We start from the raw sequence: 23,921 nt of genomic DNA, 5'->3' as shown, positions 1-23,921 counted from the left end.
GTGTACCTGACCCACCTGGAATGTCCACGCTGCGGCCGGGAGCACGACGCCGGCAAGCCGCAGAACCTGTGCGATTGCGGGTCCCCGCTGTTCGCCCGCTACGACCTGGCGGCGGTGGCCGAGGTGGTCACCCCGGAGCGGTTCGGGCTCCGGCCGGCCGACCTGTGGCGGTACCGGGAGCTGCTGCCGGTGGCCGACCCGGGGCACGTCACCACGCTGGGCGAGGGCTGGACGCCGCTGTGGCGCGCCCCGGCGTACGGCGCGGAGATCGGCATCCCGGACCTGCTGGTCAAGGACGAGGGGCTGACCCCGACCGGGTCGTTCAAGGCGCGTGGCGCCGCCGTCGGGGTGAGCCGCGCCCGCGAGCTGGGCGTCGAACGGATCGCCATGCCGACCAACGGCAACGCGGGTGCCGCCTGGGCCACCTACGCGACCCGGGCCGGGCTGGGTGCGACCATCGTCATGCCGCAGGACGCGCCCACCATCTGCCGCCGCGAGTGCGTCGCCGCCGGGGCCGACCTGCGGCTGGTCGACGGGCTGATCAGCGACGCCGGCCGGCACGTCGCACGGCTGGTCGCCGACGCCGGCGGCGCCCTCTTCGACGCGGGCACGCTGCGCGAGCCGTACCGGCTCGAGGGCAAGAAGACCATGGGGTACGAGATCGTCGAGCAGCTCGGGTGGCAGGTGCCCGACGTGATCGTCTACCCCGCCGGGGGCGGCGTCGGCCTGATCGGCATCCACAAGGCGCTGCACGAGCTGCGCGAGCTGGGCTGGATCACCGACCGGCTGCCCCGCCTGGTGGCCGTGCAGTCGACCGGCTGCGCGCCGATCGTCCGGGCCTTCGCCGCCGGCGCGGAGCGGGCCGAGCCGTGGGCCGACGCGCACACCGTGGCGTTCGGCATCACCGTGCCGGCCCCGCTCGGCGACGAGCTGATCCTGACCGCGTTGCGGGAGAGCGCGGGCACGGCCCTCGCCGTGGCGGACGAGGACCTCCTCGCCGACCTGCGGGGGTTCGCCGCGCGGGAGGGGCTGCTGCTCTGCCCGGAGGGGGCGGCCTGCCTGACGGCGGCGCGGCAGCTGCGGGCGGGTGGCTGGATCCGGGCCGGCGAGCGGGTCGTGGTGCTCAACACCGGCGCCGGCCTGAAGTACCCGGACTCGGTGGACGTGGGCGGGCTGCCGGTGCTCAGTCCGATGTCGGGTCGGTGAGCCGCCACGCGGCGTTGATCAGGCCGATGTGCGAGAGCGCCTGCGGTGTGTTGCCGAGTTGCGCGCCGGTGTGCAGGTCGATCTGCTCGCTGAGCAGGCCGACGTCGTTGGCGTGGCCCACCACCCGCTCGAACAGCGCCTCGGCGCGCTCCCGCTCCCCCGCCAGCACCAGGCACTCCACCAGCCAGAACGAACAGAGCAGGAATCCGGCGGGGTCGGTGTCCCAACGCCGGACCAACCCGCTGTCGGTGCCCAGGTCGCGCTCGATCACCTCGATGGTGGCGCGCATCCGCGGATCGGTGGCCGGGAGGAACCCCGCCACCGGCAGGAACAGCGCGGAGGCGTCTATCTCGCGGCACCCGAACGCACCGGTGTACGCCCCGACGGTCTCGTTCCACCCCTCGCGCAGCACGCTGGTCCGGATCTCGTCCCGGATCGCCGCCCACCGGCGGGCGTCGGCGCGTTCGCCCAGCCGGGGAGCCAGCGCGACGGCCTTGTCCATCGCCACCCAGCAGAGCACCTTCGACGACACGTAGTGCCGGTCGGCGTCCCGGGTCTCCCACATGCCCCGGTCCGGCAGGTGCCACGTGTCGGCGACCTCATCGGCCAGGCCGAGCACCATCTCGCGCAGCTCCTCGTCGAGGGGATCCCCGAGCAGGTGGTGCAACCGCCACACCGCCGAGATCATCTCGCCGGGCACGTCGAGCTGCCGCTGCCGCCAGGCGTCGTTGCCGAAGCGCACCGGCCGGCTGCCGGCGTATCCGCGCAGGTGCGTCGAGTCGTGCTCGGAGATGTCCCGCTCGCCCTCCAGGCCGAAGAGCACCGGCACCGGCTCCGGGCCGGGGCGGCCGATCGAGCGGGCCGCCCACGCGAAGAGCCGGGACGCCTCGGACGGGCAGGCGGCCACCCAGAGGGCGCGCAGTGTCATCGAGAAGTCGCGCAGCCAGGCGTACCGGTAGTCGTAGTTGCGGTCGCCGCCGATCCGTTCCGGCAGCGAGGTGGTGAGCGCCGCGGCGACCGCGCCGCTGCGGGTGTACGTGAGGCCGGTGAGGACGACCGCGCTGTGCCGCACCAGGTCGCGGTAGCGGCCCTCGTACTGGTGGGTCTCGCGGTACGCCTCCCACGCCTGCACCGTCTCGGCCATCATGGTCGACGGGTCGAGCCGGGCCGGCCGCTCACCGTACGTGCGCCCGTAGGCGACGGTGAAGCCGACGGTGTCACCGGCGGCGACGTCGAACTCGGTGCGGACCCGGTCCGGGCCGGCGCGCAGCGGCGGGCCGTCCGAGCGCAGCTCCAGCACCGTCGCCCCGGCCACCGCCAGCACCGCGCCGTCCGGCTGGTCGTGCAGATACGGGGTGAGCAGGCCGTGGTCGGGGCGCGGGGCGAAGTCCGACGCCATCCGTACCCGCCCGGACAGGCCCTCGACGGTACGCAGCAGCACCGCCGGCGAGCTCATGCCCAGCCGGTGGCCTCGGGCGCCCAGCTCAGCGGCGAGCGCGTCGGTGACCGCGACGCTGCCCTCCGGGGTGTGGTGCACGGTCCGCAGCACCAGCGTGTCCGGCCGGTACGCGCGCTCCACGCGGTGTCCGGGACGGCCGGCAGCGACCGGTGCCAGGCACCAGTGCCCCGCCTCGGGGTCGAGCAGTCGCCCGAACACCGCGGGACCGTCGAACCGGTCCGGGCACCACCAGTCGACCGAGCCGTCCCGGCCGACCAGCGCCCCGGAGCGGCAGTCGGAGAGGAACCCGTAGTCGGAGATCGCCGGTTGGTCCACCCGCTGCGGGTACCCCGATCCACCGGGGTCAGACAGGTGGGGCGGCCCCGACGGTCCGCCGGGTCAGGAGGTGGGGGGCTCGTCCTCGCCGGCCGCCTCGGCCGCGTCCGCCTCCTCCTTGGTGCGGTGCACCACCTGGTCGGCGTGCTCGGGCGGGCCGTAGACGGTGTAGAGCACCAGCGGGTTGGGGCCGGTGTTGACGAAGTTGTGCTTCGTGCCGGCCGGCACCACCACCAGGTCGCCCTGGGCGATCTCGCGCTTCTCCCCCGCCACCCGCGCCTCACCGGTGCCGCTGACGAAGGTGAGGATCTGGTCGACGTCCTCGTGGACCTCCTCGCCGATCTCACCGCCCGGCGGGATCGTCATGATGACCAGCTGGCTGTGCTGCCCGGTCCACAGCACCCGCCGGAAGTCCGGGCTCTTCTCGGCGACCGTCGCGATCGTGAAATGCTCCATGCCGCGCCCCATACCCGCTACGGCCGTGCGCCACGCCGGGACTCTCAGATGGTGGAATTCCCCACGCCGTCGAGGTTTGGATCCCGGTTGGACGGGGATCGACACAACGACCGGTCCACGTGTCCGGTCGAGCCAGGTCCCCGCTGGCGTACCGCCGTACGGCTGCGGTGGTGGGAGACGGCCAGAGCGCGGCGACGTTCCGACCAGGAGTCGGGCGGCGCCGTGCGCTCGTCTGCGGCCCTCGGCAAGGCAACCACGCTGGAAGTGTCCGATCATGGACAGTGAAGCCATCGAAAACTGCCCTGACCTGCGGCGGAGCGAACCGGGGGTCGGGGAATGCGGCGACGGTCGCGAATGCCGCGGCTAGGCTGAAGTATGGTGCCCGCCCACGGGGGCCGGGAGGCGGAACCGGTCTACCGCCCCATCCTTGCCAACCGGCGTGGTGAGCTGGAGGCACTCAGCCACCTCGACCCGAGCCTGGCGCCACTGCTCGCTCCGGTCATCGACGTGTCCCCCCTGGACTCCTTCACCGTGGACGTCCTCGGTCGACTGCCGGCGCAGCTGCTCCCCGCGGTCGACGTCTCCGCCCTGCCCGACGCGCCGGAGGCGGACCTGGCGCGTTGGGGCGTACCGCTGGTGCCGGTGATCGGGCTCACGGACAGCGAGCGGCGGCTCGTCGCGCACGGCGCCGCGGCCCGGGCCCACGCCCAGCGGGCACTGATCCGGTTGCGCATCGGCACGGACCGGGCCGGCCCGGACGCGGCCACCGCGGCGGTGGAGCGGATCTGGCGGTGGACCCGGTTGGACCCGGAGCAGTGCGACCTGCTGGTCGACACGGCGGACGTGTGCTGCCGGGCCGACGTGCGGATGGTCGAACCCCGCGTCCGCCGGCTGCTGGACTGGGCACGCCGGCACGCCTGGCGCTCGGTCACGGTGGCGGCGGGCGGGATGCCGCCCACCCTGTCCCGCCTGCCCACGGACGAGCCGGTCCGCGTCGACCGGTGGGACTGGCTGCTGTGGCAGGACCTGGCGGACCTCGGTGTCGGCTACGGCGACTACGGCGTCAGCCCGGCGGCACGGGGCGCCGAGCAGCCGGGCGACCGGCTGCCCACCATGCGGTACACGGCCGACCGGGCATGGTGGATCTACCGCTGGTCCCGTCGGGGCGGGCGCGGTGACGACCGCTTCGCGGACCTGTGCCGCACCCTCGTCGCGGCGCCGCACTGGCCCCCGGCGGGCGCCGCCTACTCCTGGGGCGACCACGAGATCCTGCGGCGGGCACGCCGGATCGGCGGCGCGGGCTCGACCACCACCTGGGCGGCGTGGTGCACCTCGCACCACCTGGCCCACGTGCTGTCGACGCTGCGCGGGCCGGTACGGGAGGCCCGGCCCGAGCCGTGGCGGCCCGGTCAGTCGCTCGCCGGCCGGCCCGCCCGGCCGAACCGCGGCGGAACCGCCCGACGGGCGGGCTGACCCGGGTTCACTACTTCTCGGTGAAGCCGAACTGCACGATTCCCTCGTCGTCGACGGTGGCGTCCACGGAGGCGTCCCCGAGCAGTTCGGCCGCGTCCTCGTCCAGGAAGATGCGCGCGCCCTGGTTGTCGACCACATGGTCGCCGTCGACGGGCCGCTCGACCAGCTCGACGGTGAGCGAGCCCGCCTCCGGGTCGGCGGCGATCCGGACGCCGCCGTCCTCCGCGACGTCCTCCTGGTTGGCGAGGTCTCGGATCACCAGAACGGCGTTGTCGGTCATGGTGAGCATGGCGGAACTCCTCGTGATTCCTGGGATACGCGACCGGCCGCCGACGGCGGGCCGGGGCGACAGGGACGTCGCCCGTCGCGGCTCGGGGCCCACGACAGGGCCCCTCAGGGCCTACGGTGCCCGCTACCCGCGCGTCCGTCAACCCGGCCGCCGGCCCGTACCCGATCGGGTGAAATCCGGCAAACGGGCCGGCCGCCGACCCGGACCGTGGTAAGCGGCGAAGATTTTCTTCGCTCTGCGCTCTTTCCTGGTAGATATCTCCGTGGCAGCATCACCGCATGCATCGTCGTCTCTTTCCCCGGACGCTCGCGCTGGTGGCCGTCGTCGCCGCCGCGGCCACCGCCGGCGCGCCCACCGCGACGGCCGAGTCGCCGACCCCCGCCGCGACCCGGCTCGACGCCACGATCGACGCGATCCTCGCCGACTCCCGCCTCGCCGGCGCCCAAGCCTCCGTCGTGGTCAAGGACGCCGCCAGCGGCGAGACCGTCTACCACCGCAACGGCGACCGCCGCCTCGTCCCGGCGTCCAACACCAAGCTGCTGACCTCGGCCGCCGCCCTGGAACTGCTGGGCCCCGACCACCGTTTCCACACCGGCGTGCTCGCGGGCGGACCGCGCCGCGGCACGGTCGTCGCCGGCGACCTCCACCTGCGCGGCGGGGGCGACCCGACGATGCTCGCGGCGGACTACGACGCGCTGGCCGCGAAGGTGGCCGCGTCCGGCATCCGGGTGGTGACCGGGAACCTGGTCGCCGACGACACCCGCTACGACGACACCCGGCTCGGTCCGGACTGGACGTGGGACGACGAGCCGTACTACTACGCGGCACAGGTGTCCGCGCTGACCGTCGCGCCGGACACCGACTACGACGCGGGCACCGTCATCGTCCACGCCGCCCCGGCCGCCACCCCCGGCGGCCGGCCGGTGGTCACCACGACGCCGGCCACCGGGTACCTCCGCATCGACAACCGGGCCACGACCGTCGCCGACGGCGACACGTCGATCTCCTTCGAGCGCGTACACGGCGGCAACACCGTCGTGGTCACCGGCCAGATCGCCGTCGGGGACGCGCCGGAAAGCGACTGGGTCACGGTCTGGGAGCCCACCGGGTACGCGGCCGACGTCTTCCGTTCGGCGCTGCGCGAGCACGGCGTACGGGTGCTGGGCCGCACGGTCCTCGGCCGGCCCACGCCCGTCGGGGCGGTCGAGGTGGCCCGGCACGAATCGATGACCCTGGCGGAGCTGATGGTGCCGTTCCTGAAGCTCTCCAACAACGGGCACGCCGAGGTCCTCACCAAGGAGATCGGCCGGGTGCTCGCCGGGTCCGGCACCTGGTCGGCCGGGATCGCCGCGATCAACGGGTACGTGGCCGGCGCCGGCATGGACCCGACGACCTTCCGCCAGCGGGACGGCTCCGGGCTCTCCCGGCGCAACCTGGTCCCGGCGACCGAGTTCGTCGACCTGCTCACCGCCGTCCGCGCCGAGACCTGGTTCCCCGCCTGGTACGCGGCCCTGCCGGTGGCCGGCGAGGCAGAGCGCTTCGTGGGCGGGACGCTGCGCAGCCGGATGCGGGGAACGCCGGCGGCGGGCAACGTGCACGCCAAGACCGGCAGCCTCACCGGCGTCTCCGGCCTGTCCGGCTACGTCACCGACGCCGACGGCCGGCTGCTGGCCTTCTCCATCCTGCTGAACAACTACCTCGCCTCGTCGGTGAAGGGGCTGGAGGACCAGATCGCCGTCGCGCTGGCGTCGTACACGGAGAGGGGCGCGACCGCCGCGCGGACCGTGACCGAACCGCCGGCCGCTCCGGAGGACCGCGAGTGCTCCTGGGTGAAACCCATCGCCTGCTGAGAACGGACGAGCGGGCGGGGGGCTCCGGCGGAGGCCCGTTCGTTCCGGGCCCCCGGTACGACGTCGGACGTCGTGCCGGGGGCCCCGCTGTCCACTCAGCTCGCCGCTTGGGCGCGGAGGTACGCGGCGGTGCGCGCCGGATCGTAGTCGGCCGGCACCCCGTCCACGATGATCGCGGACCCCTCGATGTGCCGGGTCCGCAGCGGCAGGATCTCCCGGTACGCCGGGGAGTCGTACCAGGAGCGGACCGATTCCCGGTCCGGGAATTCGATGATGACGATCGTGCCCGGCCACTCCCCCTCGATCACCTCGACCTGCGGGCCGTGCACCCGGAACCGCCCGCCGAACGGGTCCAGAGTGGCCTGGATCCGTTCCAGGTAGCGGTGGATGTCCTCATGGTCGAAGGTCGGGGTACGCAGGTGTGCGACGGCGAACGCGGTCATGGCCCTCCCCTGGGTGCGCGATGGTCGATCCGTTCCAGCACGGTCGGCGGAACCACGCTACTCCGGCCCGCGATCACCGCAGTGCCGCCGCCTGGAGGCTCACGCCGGCGCAGTCGTCGGTGAAGGCGTGCTCGGCGGTCCAGGTCACCACGAGCCGCGCTCCCTCCGGGGCCTGGAAGCGCACGACGAACTCGGCGGACCGGCTGGTGTGCGGGTCCTCCATGCGCAGCGTGCGGGTCGGGCCGCCGCTGGAGAGCCGGGCGTCGAGACGGCCCCGGGCCATCCAGGTCCCGGCGTACACGTGGAGCGTCCGCGGTTGGCCGCTCCCGGCCGCGGCGAGGGCGAAGCCGCGGCCGGCGCCGCAGGTGAAGACCCCGTGCGGAGTGCCGTCGGTCGACTCCACCGGCGCGCCGTCCCGCCACCGGAAGGTCTCCTGGTTGCCGTCCCAGGAACCCCGGCGGCCGCTGCCGCCGTCGTCGCGGATCTCGCCGGAGCCATCGCGCTTGCGCACCGTCGAGCCGTCGCCGAGCAGTCCCCAGTGGACCCAGTCCCGGGTGCCCACGGCCGTCAGGTCCACCTCCGCCGGCACGTCGTTCCGCGTGAGGGTGAGCACCGGTGGCGGCGCGGGTGGCGACGTCGTCGGTGTGGGCGACGGGCTCGGCGGCCGCTGCCGGGGGCGCAGGCCGGGCGACGCCGGACCGGCGCTCGGCTGCGCACCGGGGGGAGCGCTCGGCCGGCCGACCCCGGCCGGCACGCTGCCCGCGACCGGGGGCTCCTCGGGCGCCGGCGTGGAGCCCCAGTTCACGTAGGCCAGCAGGGCGGCCAGGCACGCGGGCGCGGTGACGACCGCGACCGCCCAGCGCCGGCGCTGCCGGGCCCGGGCCCGGGCCAGCCGGCGAAGGGCGCTGCGGGCCCGCTCCGCGGCGGTCGACGACCGGTGCCGGGCACGTGGCCGGTCGCCCGGATGCCGGCCGTGCCGGGGCCCACGGGTGCCCGGCGGCGTGAGGTCCTCCTCCGGCACCGACCCTCCACTCCCCACCGTTCCGCACGCAGCGCCCGAAGCGGCGTAAACGTTACGCCGCTTGAGCCGTTTCACGTTTGCATCAGATCGGACTTTCCGCCAGTCCGCGTCCGTTCGGTGTGCCCACTTCGTTACCCGCCGGTAGCGTTCCCAGCGCCGCCTACGCCCGATGGCCAGGGGGTAGTCACGGCCGTCTCTGGATCATGGTCAGCCGAGGTGGAAGCCGAGTGTCTGCACGATCACCACCGCCTGCTCGGCGTCGATGACGGCTCCCGCCCGCTCGACCTGCGTGGGGTCGAGCGCGGTCAGGTCGCTGCCGCGCAGGTCGGCGCGGGTCAGGCGGGTGCGGTGCAGGGTCGCGCCGGACAGGTCGACCCCGGTCACGGTCGCGCCGGTCAGGTCGGCCGCGGTCAGGTCGGCCTCCCGCATGCGTACGCCGGTGAACCGCACGCCGCGCAGGTCGGCGCCGGGGAGCGCGACGAACGACCAGTCCCCGCCGTCGACGGTCAGCGGTCGCAGGTCGCACTCGGCGAAGGTGCTGCCGACCAGCTTGCAGCCGGTGAACTCGGCCTCGAAGAGGTTGCAGCGGCGGAACACGCACCGGGTGAAGGCCGAGTCGACGTGCCGGGAGGCGTTGAAGCGGACGTTGCCGAACGTGCACCCGGTGAAGGCCGCGCCCCGGGTGAGCGCCTCGGTCAGGTCCACCCGGTGGAACTCGCAGCCGACGAAGTGCCGGTCGGTGATCTCCTCGCCGTACCAGTCCTCGTCGCGGAAGGTGGTCCCCTCGGTCAACTCCGGCATCGGCCCAGGCTACTGACCGGCTCCGACATGTGTGGCCGGCCGCTCTTCCGGCCGCGGCCTACCACCGGTAGTTTCGCCGGTGTGAGCGTGGCACGCAGCATCGACCCGGACCAGATCGGCTTCGACCCCGCCCGCCTGGCGCGGATCGACGAGCACTTCGGCAGGTACGTCGACGACGGGCGGCTCGCCGGCTTCCAGGTGGTGGTGACCCGCCGCGGCGAGGTGGCGCACTCCTCGGCGTACGGGCTGCGCGACGCCGAGGCACGGCTGCCGGTGGAGGCGGACACGCTCTGGCGCATCTACTCGATGACCAAGCCCGTCACCTCCGTCGCCGCGATGCTGCTCTGGGAGGAGGGCCGGTTCGAGCTGACCGACCCGATCAGCCGCTGGCTGCCGGAGTTCGCCGACGTCCGGGTCTACTCGAAGGGGTCGACCCTCAAGCCGTACACGGTGCCCGCCGTCGAGCCGATCCGGGTCTGGCACCTGCTCACCCACACCGCCGGCCTGACGTACGGCTTCATGCAGACCTCGGTGGTCGACGGTCTCTACCGGGCCGCCGGGTACGACCTGTACCCGCCGGCCGACGTCGACCTGGCCACCGCCTGCGCGGCCTTCGGCGAGCTGCCGCTGCTCTTCCAGCCCGGCACCGCGTGGGGCTACTCGGTCGCCACCGACGTGCTCGGCCGGCTGGTCGAGGTGATCTCCGGGCAGAGCCTGGACGCGTTCTTCGCCGACCGGATCTTCCGCCCGCTGGGCATGACCGACACGCACTGGTGGGTGGAGGGCGACCCGGCCCCGCGGCTGGCCGCGCTGTACGCGCCGGATCCGCGCACCGGCCGCGCGTTCCGCTACGACAAGCTCGGCGCCCTGGCGTACGAGAAGCCGACCCTGCTCTCCGGCGGCGGTGGGCTGATCTCCAGCGCGGCCGACTACCACCGCTTCACGCAGATGCTGCTGCGCGGCGGCGAGGTGGACGGCGTACGCCTGCTCGGGCCGCGCACGGTGCGGTTCATGACCCGTAACCACCTGCCCGGTGGGCAGGACCTGGAGACGCTGTCCACCGGAGGCTTCGCCGAGACCACGCTGGAGGGCGTCGGCTTCGGCCTCGGGTTCGCCGTCGTGAACGACCCGATCCCGTCCCGGGTGCCGAGCAGCGTCGGCGAGTACTACTGGGGCGGGGTGGCGAGCACGGCCTTCTGGGTCGACCCGGCCGAGGAGGTCACCGCGCTGTTCTTCACCCAGCTGCTCCCGTCGAGCACCTGGCCGATCCGGCCGCAGCTGCGCCAACTGGTCTACTCGGCCCTGATCGACTGAGCGCGGGATGGGCGTTCCCCGGGCGGCGGGGGCTCCCCGTCCATAGCCTGGTGGCGTGAGCAACATCGTCGTGTTCGGGGCGGGCGGGACCGCGGGCTCCCGGATCACCACCGAGGCGTTCAACCGGGGGCACCGGGTCACCGCCGCGGTACGCCGGCCGGAGGCCACGTCGTACCTGCCGGCGGGTGTGCAGGTCGTCACCGGGGACGCGACCAGCGAGCGCAGCGTACGGGAGCTGGCGCCGGAGGCGGACGCGCTGGTGGTCGCGATCGGCGGTGACCAGCGCGGGCTCTGGCTCAACGCGGCCCGGACCCTGGTCGGCACGCTGCGCGACATGCCGGCCACGCCCCGGATCATCCACCTGGGCGGCGGCGCCACCCTGCTCACCCCGAAGGGGACCCGGATCCTCGACGAGCCGGACTTCCCCGAGGAGTACCGCGACTCGGCGATCGGCCAGGCCGAGGCCCTGGACTTCTACCGTTCCTCAGCCGACGGGGTGAGCTGGACCTACGTCTCCCCGCCGCCGCTGGAGTTCCACCCGGGCGAGCGGACCGGGCGGTACCGCACCGGCGACGACCACCCGGTCACCGACCACGAGGGCCGCTCGGTGCTCAGCTACCAGGACATGGCGGTGGTGATCGTGGACGAGATCGAGAACCCGCGCCACGAGAACACCCGCTTCACCGCCGCATACTGATCAGTCGGCGAGGCGGGCGGGGAAGCCGCCGGTGGCGATCGGACCCCACGAGTCGATCGTGACCCGGATCAGCGACTTGCCCTGGCGCACCATCGCCGCCCGGTACTCGGCCCAGTCCGGGTGCTCACCGGAGATGCTGCGGTAGTACTCGACCAGCGGCTCCAGGGCCTCCGGCAGGTCCAGCACCTCGGCGGTGCCGTCGATCTGCACCCACGGACCGTTCCAGTCGTCGGAGAGCACGCACGCGGAGACCCGGGGGTCGCGGCGGATGTTGGTGACCTTGGCCCGCTCGGGGTAGGTCGAGACGACCAGGCGCCCCTCCGCGTCAACGCCGGCGGAGACCGGCGACGACTGGGGTCGCCCGTCGGCGCGGGTGGTCATGAGGACGACCCTGTGCCGGGGGCGGAGGAACTCGATCAGCTCGGCGCGGTCGACCCGGGTGTTCGTCGCGATGCTTGCCACCGCTCGTTTCTACCAGGGCTCGGTGCCCGACAAGGGAGGCGGGACGTGGGGGTGCCCGACATGGCCGACACCCCGACGTCCCGCGCCCCGCGTTGATCAAGCCTCGCGCGGGGCGGCGACGCGGGACGCGGCGGCGGGCTGGGCGGGGACCCGGGGCCGGACCGGCGGCCGCCACGCACGGCCGTTGGCGTAGATCACCCGGAAGCCGAGGTACGAGGCGAGCGGTGCCCAGTGGGCCGAGCCCATCCGCAGTTCGGCGGCGTTGTGCCGCTGCCCGTTGGCGAGTACGTCGAGGAGCACGGTTTCGAAGGCGGCCGATTCCACCCAGTCGACTTCCCGGGTGAAACCGCAGATCAGCGCCGCTCCGGTGGTTTCCAGGAAGTCGCGGAGCACGGCGTCGGAGGCGCGCAGCACCGAACAGCTGCCGAAATAGAGCCGCCGGCCCTCGCACCGGCCGGCCATCAAGTCGGCCACGTCGGCGAGAGCCACCGATTCCCAGTCGGTGAGGCAGAGCCGGCTCGGTTCGCCGTGCATGGCGAAGAACCCCACCCGGTAGTCGGCGTACTGCTTGAGCAGCCAGCGGTCGACGAAGTAGAACAGCTCGTCCCTCGTCGCCGCGTCCTTGTGGATGAACCGGATCTTCCCGAGGCGCTCCAGCAGCTCCAGGGTGGGGAGGACGGAGCCGCGCTCGTTGAGGTCGCGGTGCCACTGACCCTCGATGCAGAAGACCCCGCCACGCGCCACGGGTCCACCTCCCCTCACCCGGCGACGCTGACGTTACCGGCTCCCGGTACGGCGGAAACATCACCCAGGGTGTGGCGGGACATGACGTTCGGTGCCGTTCCCGCTCTTCTGTGCGGCTCGGTGCGGAATGGGCGATTCGCAAATCACCGCAATTCCCAGGGAAGACTCAGCAAGGCAGAATCCGAGGACAATTCTCGTTTATCCCCGCCTAACCGTCAGATCAGTGTCAGGGTGGAAATCACGGGACGTCCCGGTCGACTGTCCCACTCCATTCGCTCTCCTACCGGGAGGACTTCTGTGCGCATGAAGACCCTGAAACGGGCCGTGGTCGCCGTCGCCCTGGCGCTGCCCGGGGCCGCGATCGCCACCGTGGTCGCCGCACCAGCCGCCCACGCGGACGGCTGCTACACCTGGACACGCAACCTCTACCAGGGGCGTTCCGGCGACGACGTCCGCCAGCTGCAGCTCCGCGTCGCCGGCTGGGCCGGCAACCGCGACATCGTGGAACTCGACGGCCGGTACGGCCCGAAGACCGCCGCGGCGGTCCGGCGGTTCCAGTCCGCGTACGGGCTGCGGGCCGACGGTGTGGCCGGGCCGCAGACCTACGCCAAGCTCTACGAGCTGCAGGACAACGACTGCACGCCACGCCACTTCAGCTGGAGCGAGATGGACGACGGCTGCGGCCCGGGTGGCTGGACCGGCGGCCCGCTCTCCCCGGCGGAGACGCGGCAGAACGCGCTGCGGACGATGTGGAAGCTGGAGGCGATGCGCCACAGCCTCGGCGACAAGCCGCTCTACGTCACCAGTGGCTTCCGCAGCCGGGCGTGCAACGACCAGGTCGGCGGGGCGCGGGACAGCCAGCACCTCTACGGCAACGCCGCCGACGTGGTACCCAGCAGCGGGTCGCTGTGCGACGTGGCCCGCGACGCCCGCAACCGCGGCTTCAGCGGCATCATCGGCCCCGGCACGCCGGACCACGGTGACCACGTGCACGTGGACTCGCGGCGCGAGAACAACCGGGACGACACCGCCAACACCACCACCTGGTCGGCCCCGGACTGCGGGGTCCGCTGACGACCGCACCACGACGACGCCGGCCCGGTCAGGGGTGGGGAAATCCCCCCGACCGGGCCGACGTCGTGCGCCCCGAGCCTCGCGGGCGTACCTCCGCTCAGCTCGCCCGGGGCCAGCGCGGCGTGGCCGCCGGGGTCGTTCGGCCGTGGCCGGCAGGTCGGACCGCGGGCCGCGCGCCGGGCGTGACCACCCGGGCGGCCGCCTGGCCACGCACCGGGTACGCGGGAGGTGCCGGCGCGGCGGCCGGTGTCCGGGGTGGCGCGGCTCCGTGGCGCGCCGGCACCGACGTCGGCGTACGCGCCGGCGCGGGCCCGTTCACGGTGAACGGGAACGGCACGTGCACGAACGGGTTGCCGTGCCGCACCAGCGCGTCGACCTGCCGCTCGTTGAGGCCGTGTGTCAACAGCACCCGCCGGCCCCAGCGGTGCAACCGGCACGGATAGGTCGCGCCGTCGTTGCGGCACAGCGGCCCCGACGGCCACTCCTCCGCCGCGTGCACGACCACCGCCCGGACCGCGAGCCGGACGTCCTCGGGGGTCAGCGGCACCGGGACCGGCACCTCGCCCAGTACCTGATCGATGGGATCCGTCGACTGCTCACCAACTCGCACGGTAGGCCTCCCGCAGCTCCGGTAGCGGCGCGGCTGACCCGCCGCGCCACATCCTCGGCGGGGAGTACGTCGCGCGTCCCCGGAAGGTTCAATCCCGGTACGCGGCCAGCAGGTCCTCCGGTGACACCGGGTGCAGCCCGTCGACGGTCACCCCACTCCTGGACACCGCCACCATCGGCACCTCCTCGTCCGCCCCGGGCAGCCGGGACCGGTGCACGAGGAGGCGCCCCAGGTCGTGCACGTCGAACGGACGATTCTCCTGCCACTTGATCGAGCCGACGAAGGTGATCCGCCGAGCGACCGGCTCGCGGTCGGCGCCCACCAGGTCGATCTCCGGGTCGTTCGTCCGGGTCCAGTAGCCGCCGACGACGTCGGTGCCGTCCGGCAGGTGTCCGGCCGGCAGCCGGCGCAGCGCCTCCCGCACCACCGACTCCACCGCGCGCCCCCGCCAGGATGTCCACGACGCGGATATCCGGGCGAGGGTCAGGTCACCGCGCCCTCGTTCGATCTCCGGCAGGTACGGCCCGAGGAACGACAGCCAGTACCGCAGGTACGGATCCGCCACGCTGTACCGCGTCTCACGGGAGGGCCGCGTGGACAGAGGCACCGCCGCCTCCACGATGCGCTTGTCGGTGAGCAGGCGGATCGCCCGGGCGAGGGATGCCTGGGGAACACCTCCGGCGGCGCGGGCGATCAGCGAGAACGTGCGCTCGCCGGAGCCGATCGCCCGAAGCACCAGGCTGGGTTGGGACTGTGGCGGGAACTCCGCCGCCAGAGCCCGCTCCCCACTGACCAGGAGTGCGGACGTCGGGTCGGTCACGGCGTCGGCGAGATACTCCGACAACGACGCACCGGACGGCCACTCGTCCAGGATCAGCGGCAGGCCGCCGGTCACGAGGTAGGCGTCGATCGCCTCGGCGGCCGACAGCCCGAGCATCTCAGCCACGTCCGCCGGACTGAGCGGCGGTACGACCATCTCGGTCGCCCGTTGGTGGAAGGGCCGGCCGTAGTCGTTCAGCGCCTCCATCATCGCCAGGTCGGAGCCGACGCAGATCAACAGGACGGGACGCCGCGACAACTCCCGGTCGAAGACCTTCTGCAGGGTGCCCTCGAAGCCCGGGTCGGTGGCGATGAGGTACGGCATCTCATCGAGCACCACCACGCTCGGCCGGTCGTGGGGAAGGGCCGAGGCGAGCAGAGTGAGAGCGGCGTCCCACGTGCCGGGCCGCTGCCCGGGGAAGAGCTCCGCCCCGGGCAGTGAGGACGTGGCCGCCGCCTCGACGAAGAGCGCGATGTCGGCCGCCGCCGTCGGCTGGGCGGACGCGGTGAAGAAGAGGTGGGGGACATCGGCCCGCTCGACGAACTCCTCGACGAGTCGGGACTTCCCCACTCGCCGGCGACCCCGCATCAGGAGGGCCCGCCCGGGGCGTCCGGCCCGGCCGCCCTTGGCGACGCGACCCAGCATGCCGTCGAGGATCGCCAGTTCCCGCATCCGCCCGACGAAACCGTCCACGCTCCCACCTCCGACACTCTCAGGGATGAGAGTATCAGCGGTGAGAGACTTCCTAGACGAGGCCGGCGTCGTGGACCAGGAGGGCCACCTGGACCCGGTTGTTGAGGTCCAGCTTCACCAGCAGCCGCGACACGTACGCCTTGACCGTCGCCACGCTCATGAACAGCTCCGCCGCGATCTCGGCGTTGCTCCGGCCCCGGCCGAGGGCGACCGCGACCTCCCGCTCCCGCTCGCTGAGCGTGGCGAGCTGCCGCCGCGCCCGAACCCGGCCGGCGCCGGAGCAGGGACGCGACTTCTCCTGAGCCGAACCGTCCCGGACGGTAGCGTTGCGGTGACCCTGCGCCCGGATCACGCTATCTGGTACACGCCACGGGATCGGAGAAGGGGGACGACGATGACCTCCGCGGGACGCGTCACGGGCAGCGGCATCTTCCGTCGCAAGCCGGTCGAGGAGATCGCCGACACCAGCGAGGAGCAGCTCTCGCGGTCACTCGGCCTCTGGCAGCTCACCGCCATCGGCGTGGGCGGCATCATCGGCGCGGGCATCTTCGCCCTGGCCGGTGCGGTGGCGAGGGAGACCGCCGGCCCGGCCGTGCTGATCTCGTTCCTGATCGCCGGCCTGGCGAGCGCCGCGGCCGCCCTGTCGTACGCCGAGTTCGCCGGGATGATCCCGAAGGCCGGCTCGGCGTACACGTACGGGTACGCGGTGCTCGGCGAGGCGGTGGGCTGGTTCATCGGCTGGGACCTGCTGCTGGAGTACACGGCCATCGTCGCCGTGGTGGCGATCGGCATCTCCGGCTACTTCGCGTTCCTCGTCGGCGAGCTGGGTCTGGAACTGCCCGCCTGGATGCTCGGCGCGCCGGGCACCGGCGACGGTCACGTCATTGACCTGTTCGCGGTGATCCTCTGCCTGTTCATCGCGTTCCTGCTCAACCAGGGCATCAAGACCGCCGCCCGGTTCGAGACGTTCGTCGTCGGGCTCAAGGTCGCGGTCGTGCTGCTGGTCATCGTGGTCGGCTTCTTCTACGTCAAGACCGAGAACTACTCGCCGTTCTTCCCGTTCGGTGTCGGCGGGGCGATCACCGGCGCGGCCACCGTCTTCTTCGCCGTCTTCGGGTACGACGCGATGAGCACCGCCGCCGAGGAGTCGAGGGACGCGCGTCGCCACCTACCGAAGGCGATCATCTACTCGCTCGCCCTCTCGATGGTGCTCTACGTGCTGGCGACCCTGGTGCTGACCGGCATGCAGAACTACACCGAGATCGACTCGGAGAGCGGCTTCTCCTCCGCCTTCGCCTCGGTCGGTCTCTCCGGGCTCGCCAGCATCATCGCGGTCGGCGCGATCATCGGCATCCTGACGGTGATGTTCACCTTCATGCTCGGCGTCACCCGGGTGTGGTTCTCGATGAGCCGGGACGGCCTGCTGCCGGCCTGGTTCGCCAAGCTGCACCCGGTACGCCGGGTACCGAGCCGGGTCACCTGGATCGTCGGCGTCGGGTCGGCGCTGCTCGCCGGCTTCCTGCCGATCCGGGAGGCCGCCGAGCTGACCAACATCGGCATCCTGCTCGCCTTCGTGGTGGTCTGCATCGCGGTGATCGTGCTGCGCTACCGCCACCCGGAGGCCCCGCGCACCTTCCGCCTCCCGGGCATGCCGGTGGTCCCGGCGCTGGGTGCGATCTTCTCGGTCTGGCTGATCACCTTCCTGGCTCCGGAGACGTGGCTGCGGTTCGCGGTGTGGTTCGTGCTCGGCGCCCTGATCTACGCCTTCTACGGCTACCGCCGTTCGAAGCTCGCCGGCCGGGACGAGTCGTCCGGCCCGGGCAGGTAGGCGTCGGCGGCAGGGCACCCGGCACAGCCGCCGGCCGCGCCGTCAGCGGGCGGGGGTGGCTGTCGGGGGCCGGCGTTAGGCTGCCTCGCGAGCGGAGGGAGGCGGTGCCGATGACCCGTTGGGTGGGCCTGCTGCGCGGGGTCAACGTCGGCGGCGTCCGCCTCGCGATGGCGGATCTGCGCCGCCTCGTCACCGACCTCGGCCACGAGGACGTGAAGACCCACCTCCAGAGCGGCAACGTGGTCTTCGGCAGCAGCGTCCGCGACGCCGACGCCCTCGCTCGCGGCATCGAGCGGGCGCTCGCCGACGAGTTAAGGCTCACCGTGCCGGTGCTGGTCCGCAGTGGCCGGGAGATGGCGGCGGTGGCCGGTGGCAACCCGTACGCCGACCGGGAGGACGACCCGACCCGACTGCTGGTGTCCTTCTTCGCCACCGCGCCGGAGCCTTCGGCGGTGGCCGGGCTCACCGTGCCGGGCGGCGAGAACGTGGCGTTCACGGTCACCGGGCGGGAGGCGTTCCTGCACTTCCCGGACGGCGGCTACGGCCGGTCGAAGTTCACCAACACGTACCTGGAGAAGAAGCTCGGCGTCGTGGCGACCACCCGGAACTGGCGGTCGGTGCGCACGCTCGCGGAGCTGGCGGCGTAACGGTTCGGCCACGGGCGACGGCCGGCGGTGAACCACGCCGGCGGCCCAGGGCGTTCCCTTCTCGACCGACGAAGGGAGCCTCCGTGTCGCCACGACTCGCCACCGGTGCCGCCTGCGTGGCGCTGCTGCTCAGCGCCTGCGGGACGAGCACCGCCGCCGCGCCGCAGGCCGCCGCGCCACCCGCCGTCAGCGCACCGGCCAAACTGGACGGCACCGAGTTCGACGGTCCCGGTCTCGCCGGCTGGCGCTGGCTGCACGAGGTGGAGGGCGGCCGGAACGACCTGGTGACCCACGACGTCGGGCGTACGCAGGCCGGAGCGCTGCACGTCGAGCCGAAGGTCAGCGCGTGGTTCGAGCAGTTGCGCGCCCCGTACCTGTTCCAGGAGCGCGACGGGGACGTGCTGATGGTGACGCGGGTCCGTGCCGCCGGCCGCGGTTCCGACGTGCCGGGCAAGCCGTACTCGCTGGCGGGCCCGATGCTCCGGGTGCCCGGCGCGGACCGCAACGACTGGGTGTTCATCACCACCGGGACCGGCGTCGGCGGCCAGCCGCAGTTGGAGGTCAAGACGACGCGCAACGGCCAGTCCCGGTTGGGGCTGCTGCCGGGAGCGGCCGGCTGGGTGGACCTGGCGCTCGCCCGGATCGGCGGCGCGGTGGTGAGCCTCTACCGGCTGCCCGGCCAGAGCTGGCGGGTGGGCGCCCGCTACGACCGCGCCGACCTGCCCGCCCGTCTCCAGTGGGGCGTGAACGCCTACACCAGTTGGACGTCGTCCGAGCCCGCACCGAACCTGAAGGCGGATGTGGACTGGGTGCGCTTCTACAAGCCGGGCATCCCCGGCGAGTGGATCCACAGCGCGAGCGGCTACCGGCCCGACGAGGACCTCGTCCGGCACCTGGTGCCGGCCGACCTGACCGGCTGAATTGTTGCGCGGGTCTCCGACCCGGTCCGGTGAGCCGGGCACGTTCAGCGGGTATGCGGCGCGAATGGCCTACACGATCCCGAACATCAGCCTGAACGACGGCAACAGCATCCCGCAGCTCGGCTTCGGGGTTTTCCAGATCGCCCCGAAGGACACCGTGCAGGCGGTGCGCACCGCCCTGGATGTCGGCTACCGGCACATCGACACCGCCGAGATGTACGGCAACGAGGCCGAGGTGGGTCAGGCGGTCCGCGAGTCGGGGCTGGACCGCCGGGAGGTCTTCATCACGAGCAAGCTCAACAACGGCTTCCACCGGAGGGACGACGCCCGGCGGGCCTTCGACTCCACGCTCGACGCCCTGAAGATGGACTACATCGACCTCTTCCTCATCCACTGGCCGCTGCCCACCCTTTACGGCGGCGATTTCGTGTCGACGTGGAGGACGCTGGAGGAGTTCCGGCGCGACGGCCGGGCCCGCTCGATCGGGGTGTCGAACTTCCAGGTCGCACACCTGGAGCGGCTCGCCGCCGAGTCCGGCACGGTGCCGGCGGTGAACCAGGTCGAGGTGCACCCGTACTTCGGCAACGAGGAGGTGCGCGCGTACGACCACGGGCGCGACATCGTGACCGAGGCGTGGTCGCCGATCGCGCAGGGGAAGGTGCTCGACGACCCGACCGTGATCGACATCGCCGAGCAGGCGGGCCGTACGCCGGCGCAGGTCGTGCTGCGCTGGCACGTGCAGCGCGGCGACGTCGTCTTCCCGAAGTCGACCACACCCTCGCGGATCGAGGAGAACTTCCGGATCTTCGACTTCGAGCTGGACGACGCGACGATGGAGCGGCTCACCGCGCTCGACCAGGGCGAGGCGGGCCGGCAGGGCCCCAACCCGGACACGTTCGACTACGTGCCGGCCTGACCTGCCTTCCGGCGGCCGGCGCGACCGCTTACTTACCTCCCCTCATAGTGAGGCACGCTCACTATGAGGGGAGGTAAGTGTGTCGGACATCCGGACGGCCGGGCTCGACCACGTCCTCGGTCGGCTGCGCGAGCAGGGCCTCTCCCACGACATCCGCGAGGAGGACCACCGATGACCGCCACGCTGCGGCTGCTGCGCTTCGTCATCCGCTACGAGATCGGCGTGTGGCGCAGCCTCTACCGGTGGGTCTTCCGTCGGCCGGAGAAGCTGGGCGCCGGCGACCAGACGTTCAGCTACGTGGGCGCCGTGACGACCCTGATGTGGATCTTCATCATCCTCTCGGCGGTCGAGATCCCGATCTTCGAGCTGATGCTGCCCTGGGAGACCGTCCGGAAGGTCGCGCTCGGCCTGGGCATCTACGGCCTGCTCTGGATGTTCGGCCTGCTGGCCAGCAACAAGGTGCACCCGCACGTCGTCGGGGACGCCGGCCTGCGGGTGCGCCAGAGCGTCACGCTGGACCTCACGATCCCGTGGGCCTCGATCGAGACCGTCCGGGTCAACCGGCGCTCCATGCCGCCGGAGGGGCAGCCAGGTCGAGCGCGACGGCGACGACGTGACGGTGAGCCTCGGCATGGCCAGCCAGACGAGCGTCGACGTGCTGCTCCGCGAGCCGATCGAGGTGCCCGTGCGCGAGTCCCGCGGCCTCGCCGTCACCGAGCTCCGCTTCCACGCCGACGACCCGGAGGCGCTGATCGAGGCGGCGCGCGCCCGCCTCGACACCCACCGCACTAGCTCAGGTCGGCCCGCCAGTCGTTGACGCGCATGGTGTGGCCCGGCGGGTACTCGAAGTCCGTCGCCCCGAGCAGCACGAACCCGGCCCGCCGGCACACCGCGTTGGACGCCGGGTTGTCCACCGACGGGTAGGCGTGCGCGTGCCGCCGGGTCCGCCGGGCGCGGGCCACGTCGAGCACCGCGCGCACCGCGGCCGAGGCGAGCCCCCTCCCCCGGTACGCGGACAGCACCGCCCACCCCATCTCGTAGACCTGCTCGCCGCGCCATTCGCGTTCCCAGTACCCCACGCTGCCGACCTTCGTCCCGTCGGGCAGCGCGATCGTGTACATGCAGCCGCCGCCGGTGGCGCCGAACCCCGCGTACCGTGCGTTGCGGGCCACCACCTGCTCGTCGGTCTCCGGCCCGCCGGTGTGCCGGCGGATCTCCGGGGCGTTCAGCTGCCGCAGCAGGTCGAGGTCGTCCGTCTGCCAGGGGATGATGCGCATGTCGCTCACGCGTCCAGTGGACCACCCGCCACCGACGAATCCGGTCCGCCAGATCGGATCTGGCGGACCGTCTCGCGCCCTCCTGGTAAGAGGAGGTGAAGGCATGACGCCGCTGCGACTCACCGTGATCATCGGCAGCACCCGGGAGGGGCGGGCCGGCGAGGAGGTCGCGCGCTGGTTCGTCGCGCAGGCACGGCGGCGCGCCCAGCTCACGGTGTCCGTCCTCGACCTCGCCGACTACGACTTCCCGGCCACCTGGCCCGCCGAGGCGACACCGGCGATGCGGTCCTTCACCGGCGACGTGGGCCGCGCGGAGGCGTTCGCCGTGGTCACCCCCGAGTACAACCACAGCTTCCCGGCGTCGTTGAAACAGGCGATCGACTACGCGTACGACGAGTGGCAGGCGAAGGCCGTCGGTTTCGTGTCGTACGGGTGCGGTTCCCTGGGCCTGCACGCGGTCGACCAGCTCCGCACGGTCTTCACCGCGCTGCACGCCATGACCGTCCGGGACGTCGTCGGCGTCGACCTGCTCTGCGGCGGGCTCACCCCGCTCGCCGAGGACCGGCTGAGCCGGGACGTCGCGGTCCTGCTCGACCAGCTCGCCTGGTGGGGCCTCGCGCTGCGGGACGCCCGAGCGGCCCGCCCGTACGTCTCCTGAGTTCCCCGAAGAGAGGTAGAGATCATGAGTACGCGCACCACCGGCCCGGCCGTGGAGGCCGAGGGCCTCCGCAAGGCGTTCGGGTCGACCCGGGCGCTCGACGGCCTCGACCTGCGGGTCCCGGCGGGCACCGTCTACGGCCTGCTCGGCCCGAACGGCGCGGGCAAGACCACCGCCGTCAAGGTGCTGGCGACGCTGCTGCGTCCCGACGGTGGTCGGGCCCGTGTGTTCGGCCACGACGTGGTCACCGAGGCAGACGCCGTCCGCTCCCGGGTCAGCCTCACCGGCCAGTACGCCTCGGTCGACGAGGACCTGACCGGCATGGAGAACCTGGTGCTCCTGGGCCGCCTGCTCGGGCTGCGCAAGCCGGCCGCCCGCGAGCGGGCGGAGAGCCTGCTGGCCGCGTTCGGGCTGACCGACGCCGCGGGCCGGCAGGTGAAGAAGTACTCCGGCGGCATGCGCCGGCGCCTCGACATCGCGGCCAGCATCCTCAACACGCCGGACCTGCTCTTCCTCGACGAGCCGACGACCGGTCTCGACCCGCGCAGCCGCAACCAGGTGTGGGAGATCGTCCGGGCGGTCGTGGCGCACGGGACCACCGTGCTGCTGACGACCCAGTACCTGGACGAGGCCGACCAGCTCGCCGGCCGCATCGCGGTGGTCGACCACGGCCGGGTGATCGCGGAGGGCACCCCGGGCGAGCTGAAGTCGTCCGTCGGGTCCGGCACCGTCCACCTGCGCCTGCGCGACGCCGGGCAGCGGCCCGAGGCCGAGAAGGTGCTGCACGCCGCGCTCGGTGTCCCGGTCCAGCTCGAACCGGACCCGGTCGCGCTGACCGCCCGGGTCGGCGGCGAGGGCTCCGACCTGGCGGCGAGCGAGCAGGCCGCCCGCGCCCTGGCCGACCTGGCCCGCGCCGGCATCGTCGTCGACGACTTCTCCCTCGGCCAGCCGAGCCTGGACGAGGTCTTCCTGGCCCTGACCGACCATCCCGCGACCCCGACCGACGAGCGCGACGAGCAGCTGGAGGCAGCCCGATGAGCGACACCGCGACCACGACGACCGGGCGTGCCCCGTCCGTCTACGTCCCGTCGACCGAGGCGCTGGCCACGGTCCTCGCGCCCGGGGAACGACTGCCGAGGCCGAGCGCGCTGTCCGCGTCGCTCACGTTCGGGTGGCGAGCGCTGCTGAAGATCAAGCACGTCCCCGAGCAGCTGTTCGACGTGACCGCGTTCCCGATCATCATGGTGCTGATGTTCACGTACCTGTTCGGCGGTGCCCTCGCCGACAGCCCGCGTGCCTACCTGCAGTTCTTCCTGCCCGGCATCATGGTGACCAGCGTCGTCATGATCACCATGTACACGGGTCTCGGCCTCAACAACGACATCGAGAAGGGCGTCTTCGACCGCATCCGTACGCTCCCGGTGTGGCGTCCCGCCGCCCTGGTCGGAATGATCTTCGGCGACGTGCTGCGCTACGTCATCGCCGCCGTGGTGATCCTCGGCGTCGGTCTCGTCCTGGGCTTCCGCCCCGACGGCGGCCTGCTCGGCGTGCTCGCCGGAATCGGCCTGCTGGTGGTCTTCTCGTTCGCGTTCTCCTGGGTCTGGACCTTCTTCGGCCTGGTCCTGCGCAGCGAGAAGTCGGTGATGGGCGTCAGCATGATGGTGCTGTTCCCGCTGACCTTCCTCAGCAACGTCTTCGTCGAGCCGGCCACGATGCCCGGCTGGCTCCAGGCGTTCGTCAAGGTCAACCCGATCACGCACCTGGTGGCCGCGGTCCGCGGGGTGATGGCCGGCTCGCCGGACGCGACGAACACCATGTGGCTGGTGCTGTGGAGCGCCGGCTTCGTAGCCGTCTTCGGCACCCTGACCATGCACCGCTACAACCGCCGCTGACAGCAGGTCGGTGCGGGCGCCGCCGTGGCGGCGCCCGCACCGCCGTGCGAGCTGAC

At 72.7% G+C, this 23,921-nt stretch carries 25 protein-coding genes and 1 pseudogene; 14 read left to right on the top strand and 12 right to left on the bottom strand.

All coding sequences use genetic code 11. The annotated features are described in order from the left end of the window. The gene (locus HCJ94_RS08955) at positions 1–1,206 is read left to right on the top strand and encodes a threonine synthase (RefSeq protein WP_168000492.1); all 1,206 of its coding nucleotides are present in this window, start codon (positions 1–3) and stop codon (positions 1,204–1,206) included. Here HCJ94_RS08955 and HCJ94_RS08950 read toward each other — a convergent pair. Beyond that, positions 1,184–2,980, bottom strand: coding sequence for a glycoside hydrolase family 15 protein (locus HCJ94_RS08950; RefSeq protein ID WP_168000491.1), 1,797 nt, complete (start codon positions 2,978–2,980; stop codon positions 1,184–1,186). The two genes, HCJ94_RS08955 and HCJ94_RS08950, sit on opposite strands and share 23 nt — an antisense overlap. 63 nt (positions 2,981–3,043) lie before the next feature. Beyond that, entirely contained in the window at positions 3,044–3,448 is a 405-nt protein-coding gene (locus HCJ94_RS08945; protein ID WP_205800915.1) for a cupin domain-containing protein, read from the bottom strand. A 363-nt stretch (positions 3,449–3,811) separates the two neighbouring features. Here HCJ94_RS08945 and HCJ94_RS08940 point away from each other — a divergent pair, with 363 nt between their 5' ends. Continuing rightward, positions 3,812–4,909: a beta family protein gene (locus HCJ94_RS08940; protein ID WP_205800914.1), complete on the top strand. Its 1,098-nt coding sequence runs from the start codon at positions 3,812–3,814 to the stop codon at positions 4,907–4,909. Positions 4,910–4,919: 10 nt separating this feature from the next. On the opposite strand, the gene HCJ94_RS08935 is transcribed toward HCJ94_RS08940, so the two are convergent. Next, positions 4,920–5,198 carry an adhesin gene (locus HCJ94_RS08935; protein ID WP_168000489.1) on the bottom strand — a complete coding sequence of 93 codons (279 nt, stop codon included), beginning with the start codon at positions 5,196–5,198 and terminating at the stop codon, positions 4,920–4,922. 278 nt (positions 5,199–5,476) lie between these two features. Here HCJ94_RS08935 and dacB point away from each other — a divergent pair, with 278 nt between their 5' ends. Next, entirely contained in the window at positions 5,477–7,048 is a 1,572-nt protein-coding gene (gene dacB, locus HCJ94_RS08930) for a D-alanyl-D-alanine carboxypeptidase/D-alanyl-D-alanine endopeptidase (RefSeq protein ID WP_168000488.1), read from the top strand. Positions 7,049–7,143: 95 nt separating this feature from the next. Here the strand turns inward: dacB and HCJ94_RS08925 are convergent, their stop codons facing one another. From HCJ94_RS08925 to HCJ94_RS08915, 3 genes are all read right to left on the bottom strand, one after another. Then, positions 7,144–7,491, bottom strand: coding sequence for a DUF1330 domain-containing protein (locus HCJ94_RS08925; RefSeq protein ID WP_168000487.1), 348 nt, complete (start codon positions 7,489–7,491; stop codon positions 7,144–7,146). Between the two features lie 73 nt (positions 7,492–7,564). After that, positions 7,565–8,512 (bottom strand): hypothetical protein, encoded by a 948-nt coding sequence (locus tag HCJ94_RS08920; RefSeq protein ID WP_309227201.1) that lies wholly within the window; start codon positions 8,510–8,512, stop codon positions 7,565–7,567. Between the two features lie 207 nt (positions 8,513–8,719). Then, positions 8,720–9,313 (bottom strand): pentapeptide repeat-containing protein, encoded by a 594-nt coding sequence (locus HCJ94_RS08915; RefSeq protein WP_168000485.1) that lies wholly within the window; start codon positions 9,311–9,313, stop codon positions 8,720–8,722. Between the two features lie 81 nt (positions 9,314–9,394). Here HCJ94_RS08915 and HCJ94_RS08910 point away from each other — a divergent pair, with 81 nt between their 5' ends. Both HCJ94_RS08910 and HCJ94_RS08905 read left to right on the top strand, forming a co-directional pair. Continuing rightward, on the top strand, positions 9,395–10,627 hold the full coding sequence (locus HCJ94_RS08910) for a serine hydrolase domain-containing protein (RefSeq protein WP_168000484.1): 1,233 nt from the start codon (positions 9,395–9,397) through the stop codon (positions 10,625–10,627). Between the two features lie 55 nt (positions 10,628–10,682). After that, the gene (locus HCJ94_RS08905; protein ID WP_168000483.1) at positions 10,683–11,324 is read left to right on the top strand and encodes an NAD(P)-dependent oxidoreductase; all 642 of its coding nucleotides are present in this window, start codon (positions 10,683–10,685) and stop codon (positions 11,322–11,324) included. Here HCJ94_RS08905 and HCJ94_RS08900 read toward each other — a convergent pair whose 3' ends face one another. Further along, complete coding sequence (locus HCJ94_RS08900; RefSeq protein ID WP_168000482.1) at positions 11,325–11,786, bottom strand: PPOX class F420-dependent oxidoreductase; 462 nt, start codon at positions 11,784–11,786, stop codon at positions 11,325–11,327. It abuts the gene before it with no gap. Positions 11,787–11,882: 96 nt separating this feature from the next. Continuing rightward, positions 11,883–12,530, bottom strand: a complete 648-nt coding sequence (locus tag HCJ94_RS08895) for a DUF6642 family protein (RefSeq protein ID WP_168000481.1) — start codon at positions 12,528–12,530, stop codon at positions 11,883–11,885. Positions 12,531–12,827: 297 nt separating this feature from the next. Here HCJ94_RS08895 and HCJ94_RS08890 point away from each other — a divergent pair, with 297 nt between their 5' ends. Next, a complete protein-coding gene (locus HCJ94_RS08890) occupies positions 12,828–13,604 on the top strand; it encodes a D-Ala-D-Ala carboxypeptidase family metallohydrolase (RefSeq protein ID WP_168000480.1) in 777 nt (258 codons plus the stop codon). 97 nt (positions 13,605–13,701) lie between these two features. On the opposite strand, the gene HCJ94_RS08885 is transcribed toward HCJ94_RS08890, so the two are convergent. From HCJ94_RS08885 to HCJ94_RS08875, 3 genes and pseudogenes are all read right to left on the bottom strand, one after another. Further along, a complete protein-coding gene (locus tag HCJ94_RS08885) occupies positions 13,702–14,214 on the bottom strand; it encodes a hypothetical protein (RefSeq protein ID WP_168000479.1) in 513 nt (170 codons plus the stop codon). Between the two features lie 88 nt (positions 14,215–14,302). Further along, positions 14,303–15,727: an ATP-binding protein gene (locus HCJ94_RS08880; RefSeq protein ID WP_309227200.1), complete on the bottom strand. Its 1,425-nt coding sequence runs from the start codon at positions 15,725–15,727 to the stop codon at positions 14,303–14,305. 52 nt (positions 15,728–15,779) lie between these two features. Further along, positions 15,780–15,995 (bottom strand): annotated as a pseudogene (locus tag HCJ94_RS08875) (response regulator transcription factor); the annotation flags it as partial. A 126-nt stretch (positions 15,996–16,121) separates the two neighbouring features. Here HCJ94_RS08875 and HCJ94_RS08870 point away from each other — a divergent pair. The 5 genes from HCJ94_RS08870 to HCJ94_RS08850 all read left to right on the top strand — a co-directional run bounded on the left by HCJ94_RS08870 (position 16,122) and on the right by HCJ94_RS08850 (position 20,830). Continuing rightward, positions 16,122–17,555, top strand: a complete 1,434-nt coding sequence (locus tag HCJ94_RS08870) for an amino acid permease (protein ID WP_168000478.1) — start codon at positions 16,122–16,124, stop codon at positions 17,553–17,555. Between the two features lie 110 nt (positions 17,556–17,665). Continuing rightward, a complete protein-coding gene (locus tag HCJ94_RS08865) occupies positions 17,666–18,202 on the top strand; it encodes a DUF1697 domain-containing protein (protein ID WP_168000477.1) in 537 nt (178 codons plus the stop codon). Positions 18,203–18,285: 83 nt separating this feature from the next. Next, on the top strand, positions 18,286–19,122 hold the full coding sequence (locus HCJ94_RS08860; RefSeq protein WP_168000476.1) for a DUF1349 domain-containing protein: 837 nt from the start codon (positions 18,286–18,288) through the stop codon (positions 19,120–19,122). Between the two features lie 64 nt (positions 19,123–19,186). Further along, positions 19,187–20,038: an aldo/keto reductase gene (locus tag HCJ94_RS08855; protein ID WP_168000475.1), complete on the top strand. Its 852-nt coding sequence runs from the start codon at positions 19,187–19,189 to the stop codon at positions 20,036–20,038. 171 nt (positions 20,039–20,209) lie between these two features. Then, positions 20,210–20,830: a hypothetical protein gene (locus tag HCJ94_RS08850; RefSeq protein WP_168000474.1), complete on the top strand. Its 621-nt coding sequence runs from the start codon at positions 20,210–20,212 to the stop codon at positions 20,828–20,830. On the opposite strand, the gene HCJ94_RS08845 is transcribed toward HCJ94_RS08850, so the two are convergent. Next, a complete protein-coding gene (locus tag HCJ94_RS08845; RefSeq protein ID WP_168000555.1) occupies positions 20,827–21,315 on the bottom strand; it encodes a GNAT family N-acetyltransferase in 489 nt (162 codons plus the stop codon). The two genes, HCJ94_RS08850 and HCJ94_RS08845, sit on opposite strands and share 4 nt — an antisense overlap. Positions 21,316–21,418: 103 nt before the next feature. Between HCJ94_RS08845 and HCJ94_RS08840 the strand changes: the two genes are divergently transcribed. The 3 genes from HCJ94_RS08840 to HCJ94_RS08830 are packed head-to-tail and all read left to right on the top strand — an operon-like array spanning position 21,419 to position 23,865. After that, complete coding sequence (locus tag HCJ94_RS08840; RefSeq protein WP_168000473.1) at positions 21,419–21,973, top strand: NADPH-dependent FMN reductase; 555 nt, start codon at positions 21,419–21,421, stop codon at positions 21,971–21,973. A 24-nt stretch (positions 21,974–21,997) separates the two neighbouring features. Further along, a complete protein-coding gene (locus HCJ94_RS08835) occupies positions 21,998–23,011 on the top strand; it encodes an ATP-binding cassette domain-containing protein (protein WP_168000472.1) in 1,014 nt (337 codons plus the stop codon). Continuing rightward, the gene (locus HCJ94_RS08830; RefSeq protein WP_168000471.1) at positions 23,008–23,865 is read left to right on the top strand and encodes an ABC transporter permease; all 858 of its coding nucleotides are present in this window, start codon (positions 23,008–23,010) and stop codon (positions 23,863–23,865) included. The genes HCJ94_RS08835 and HCJ94_RS08830 overlap by 4 nt, the downstream gene beginning before the upstream one ends. Positions 23,866–23,921 lie beyond the last annotated feature (56 nt).

It is taken from the genome of Micromonospora thermarum (genome assembly GCF_012034245.1).
GTDB classification, from domain to species: Bacteria; Actinomycetota; Actinomycetes; order Mycobacteriales; family Micromonosporaceae; genus Micromonospora; species Micromonospora thermarum.
This window is presented reverse-complemented; position numbering and strand designations above follow the sequence as displayed.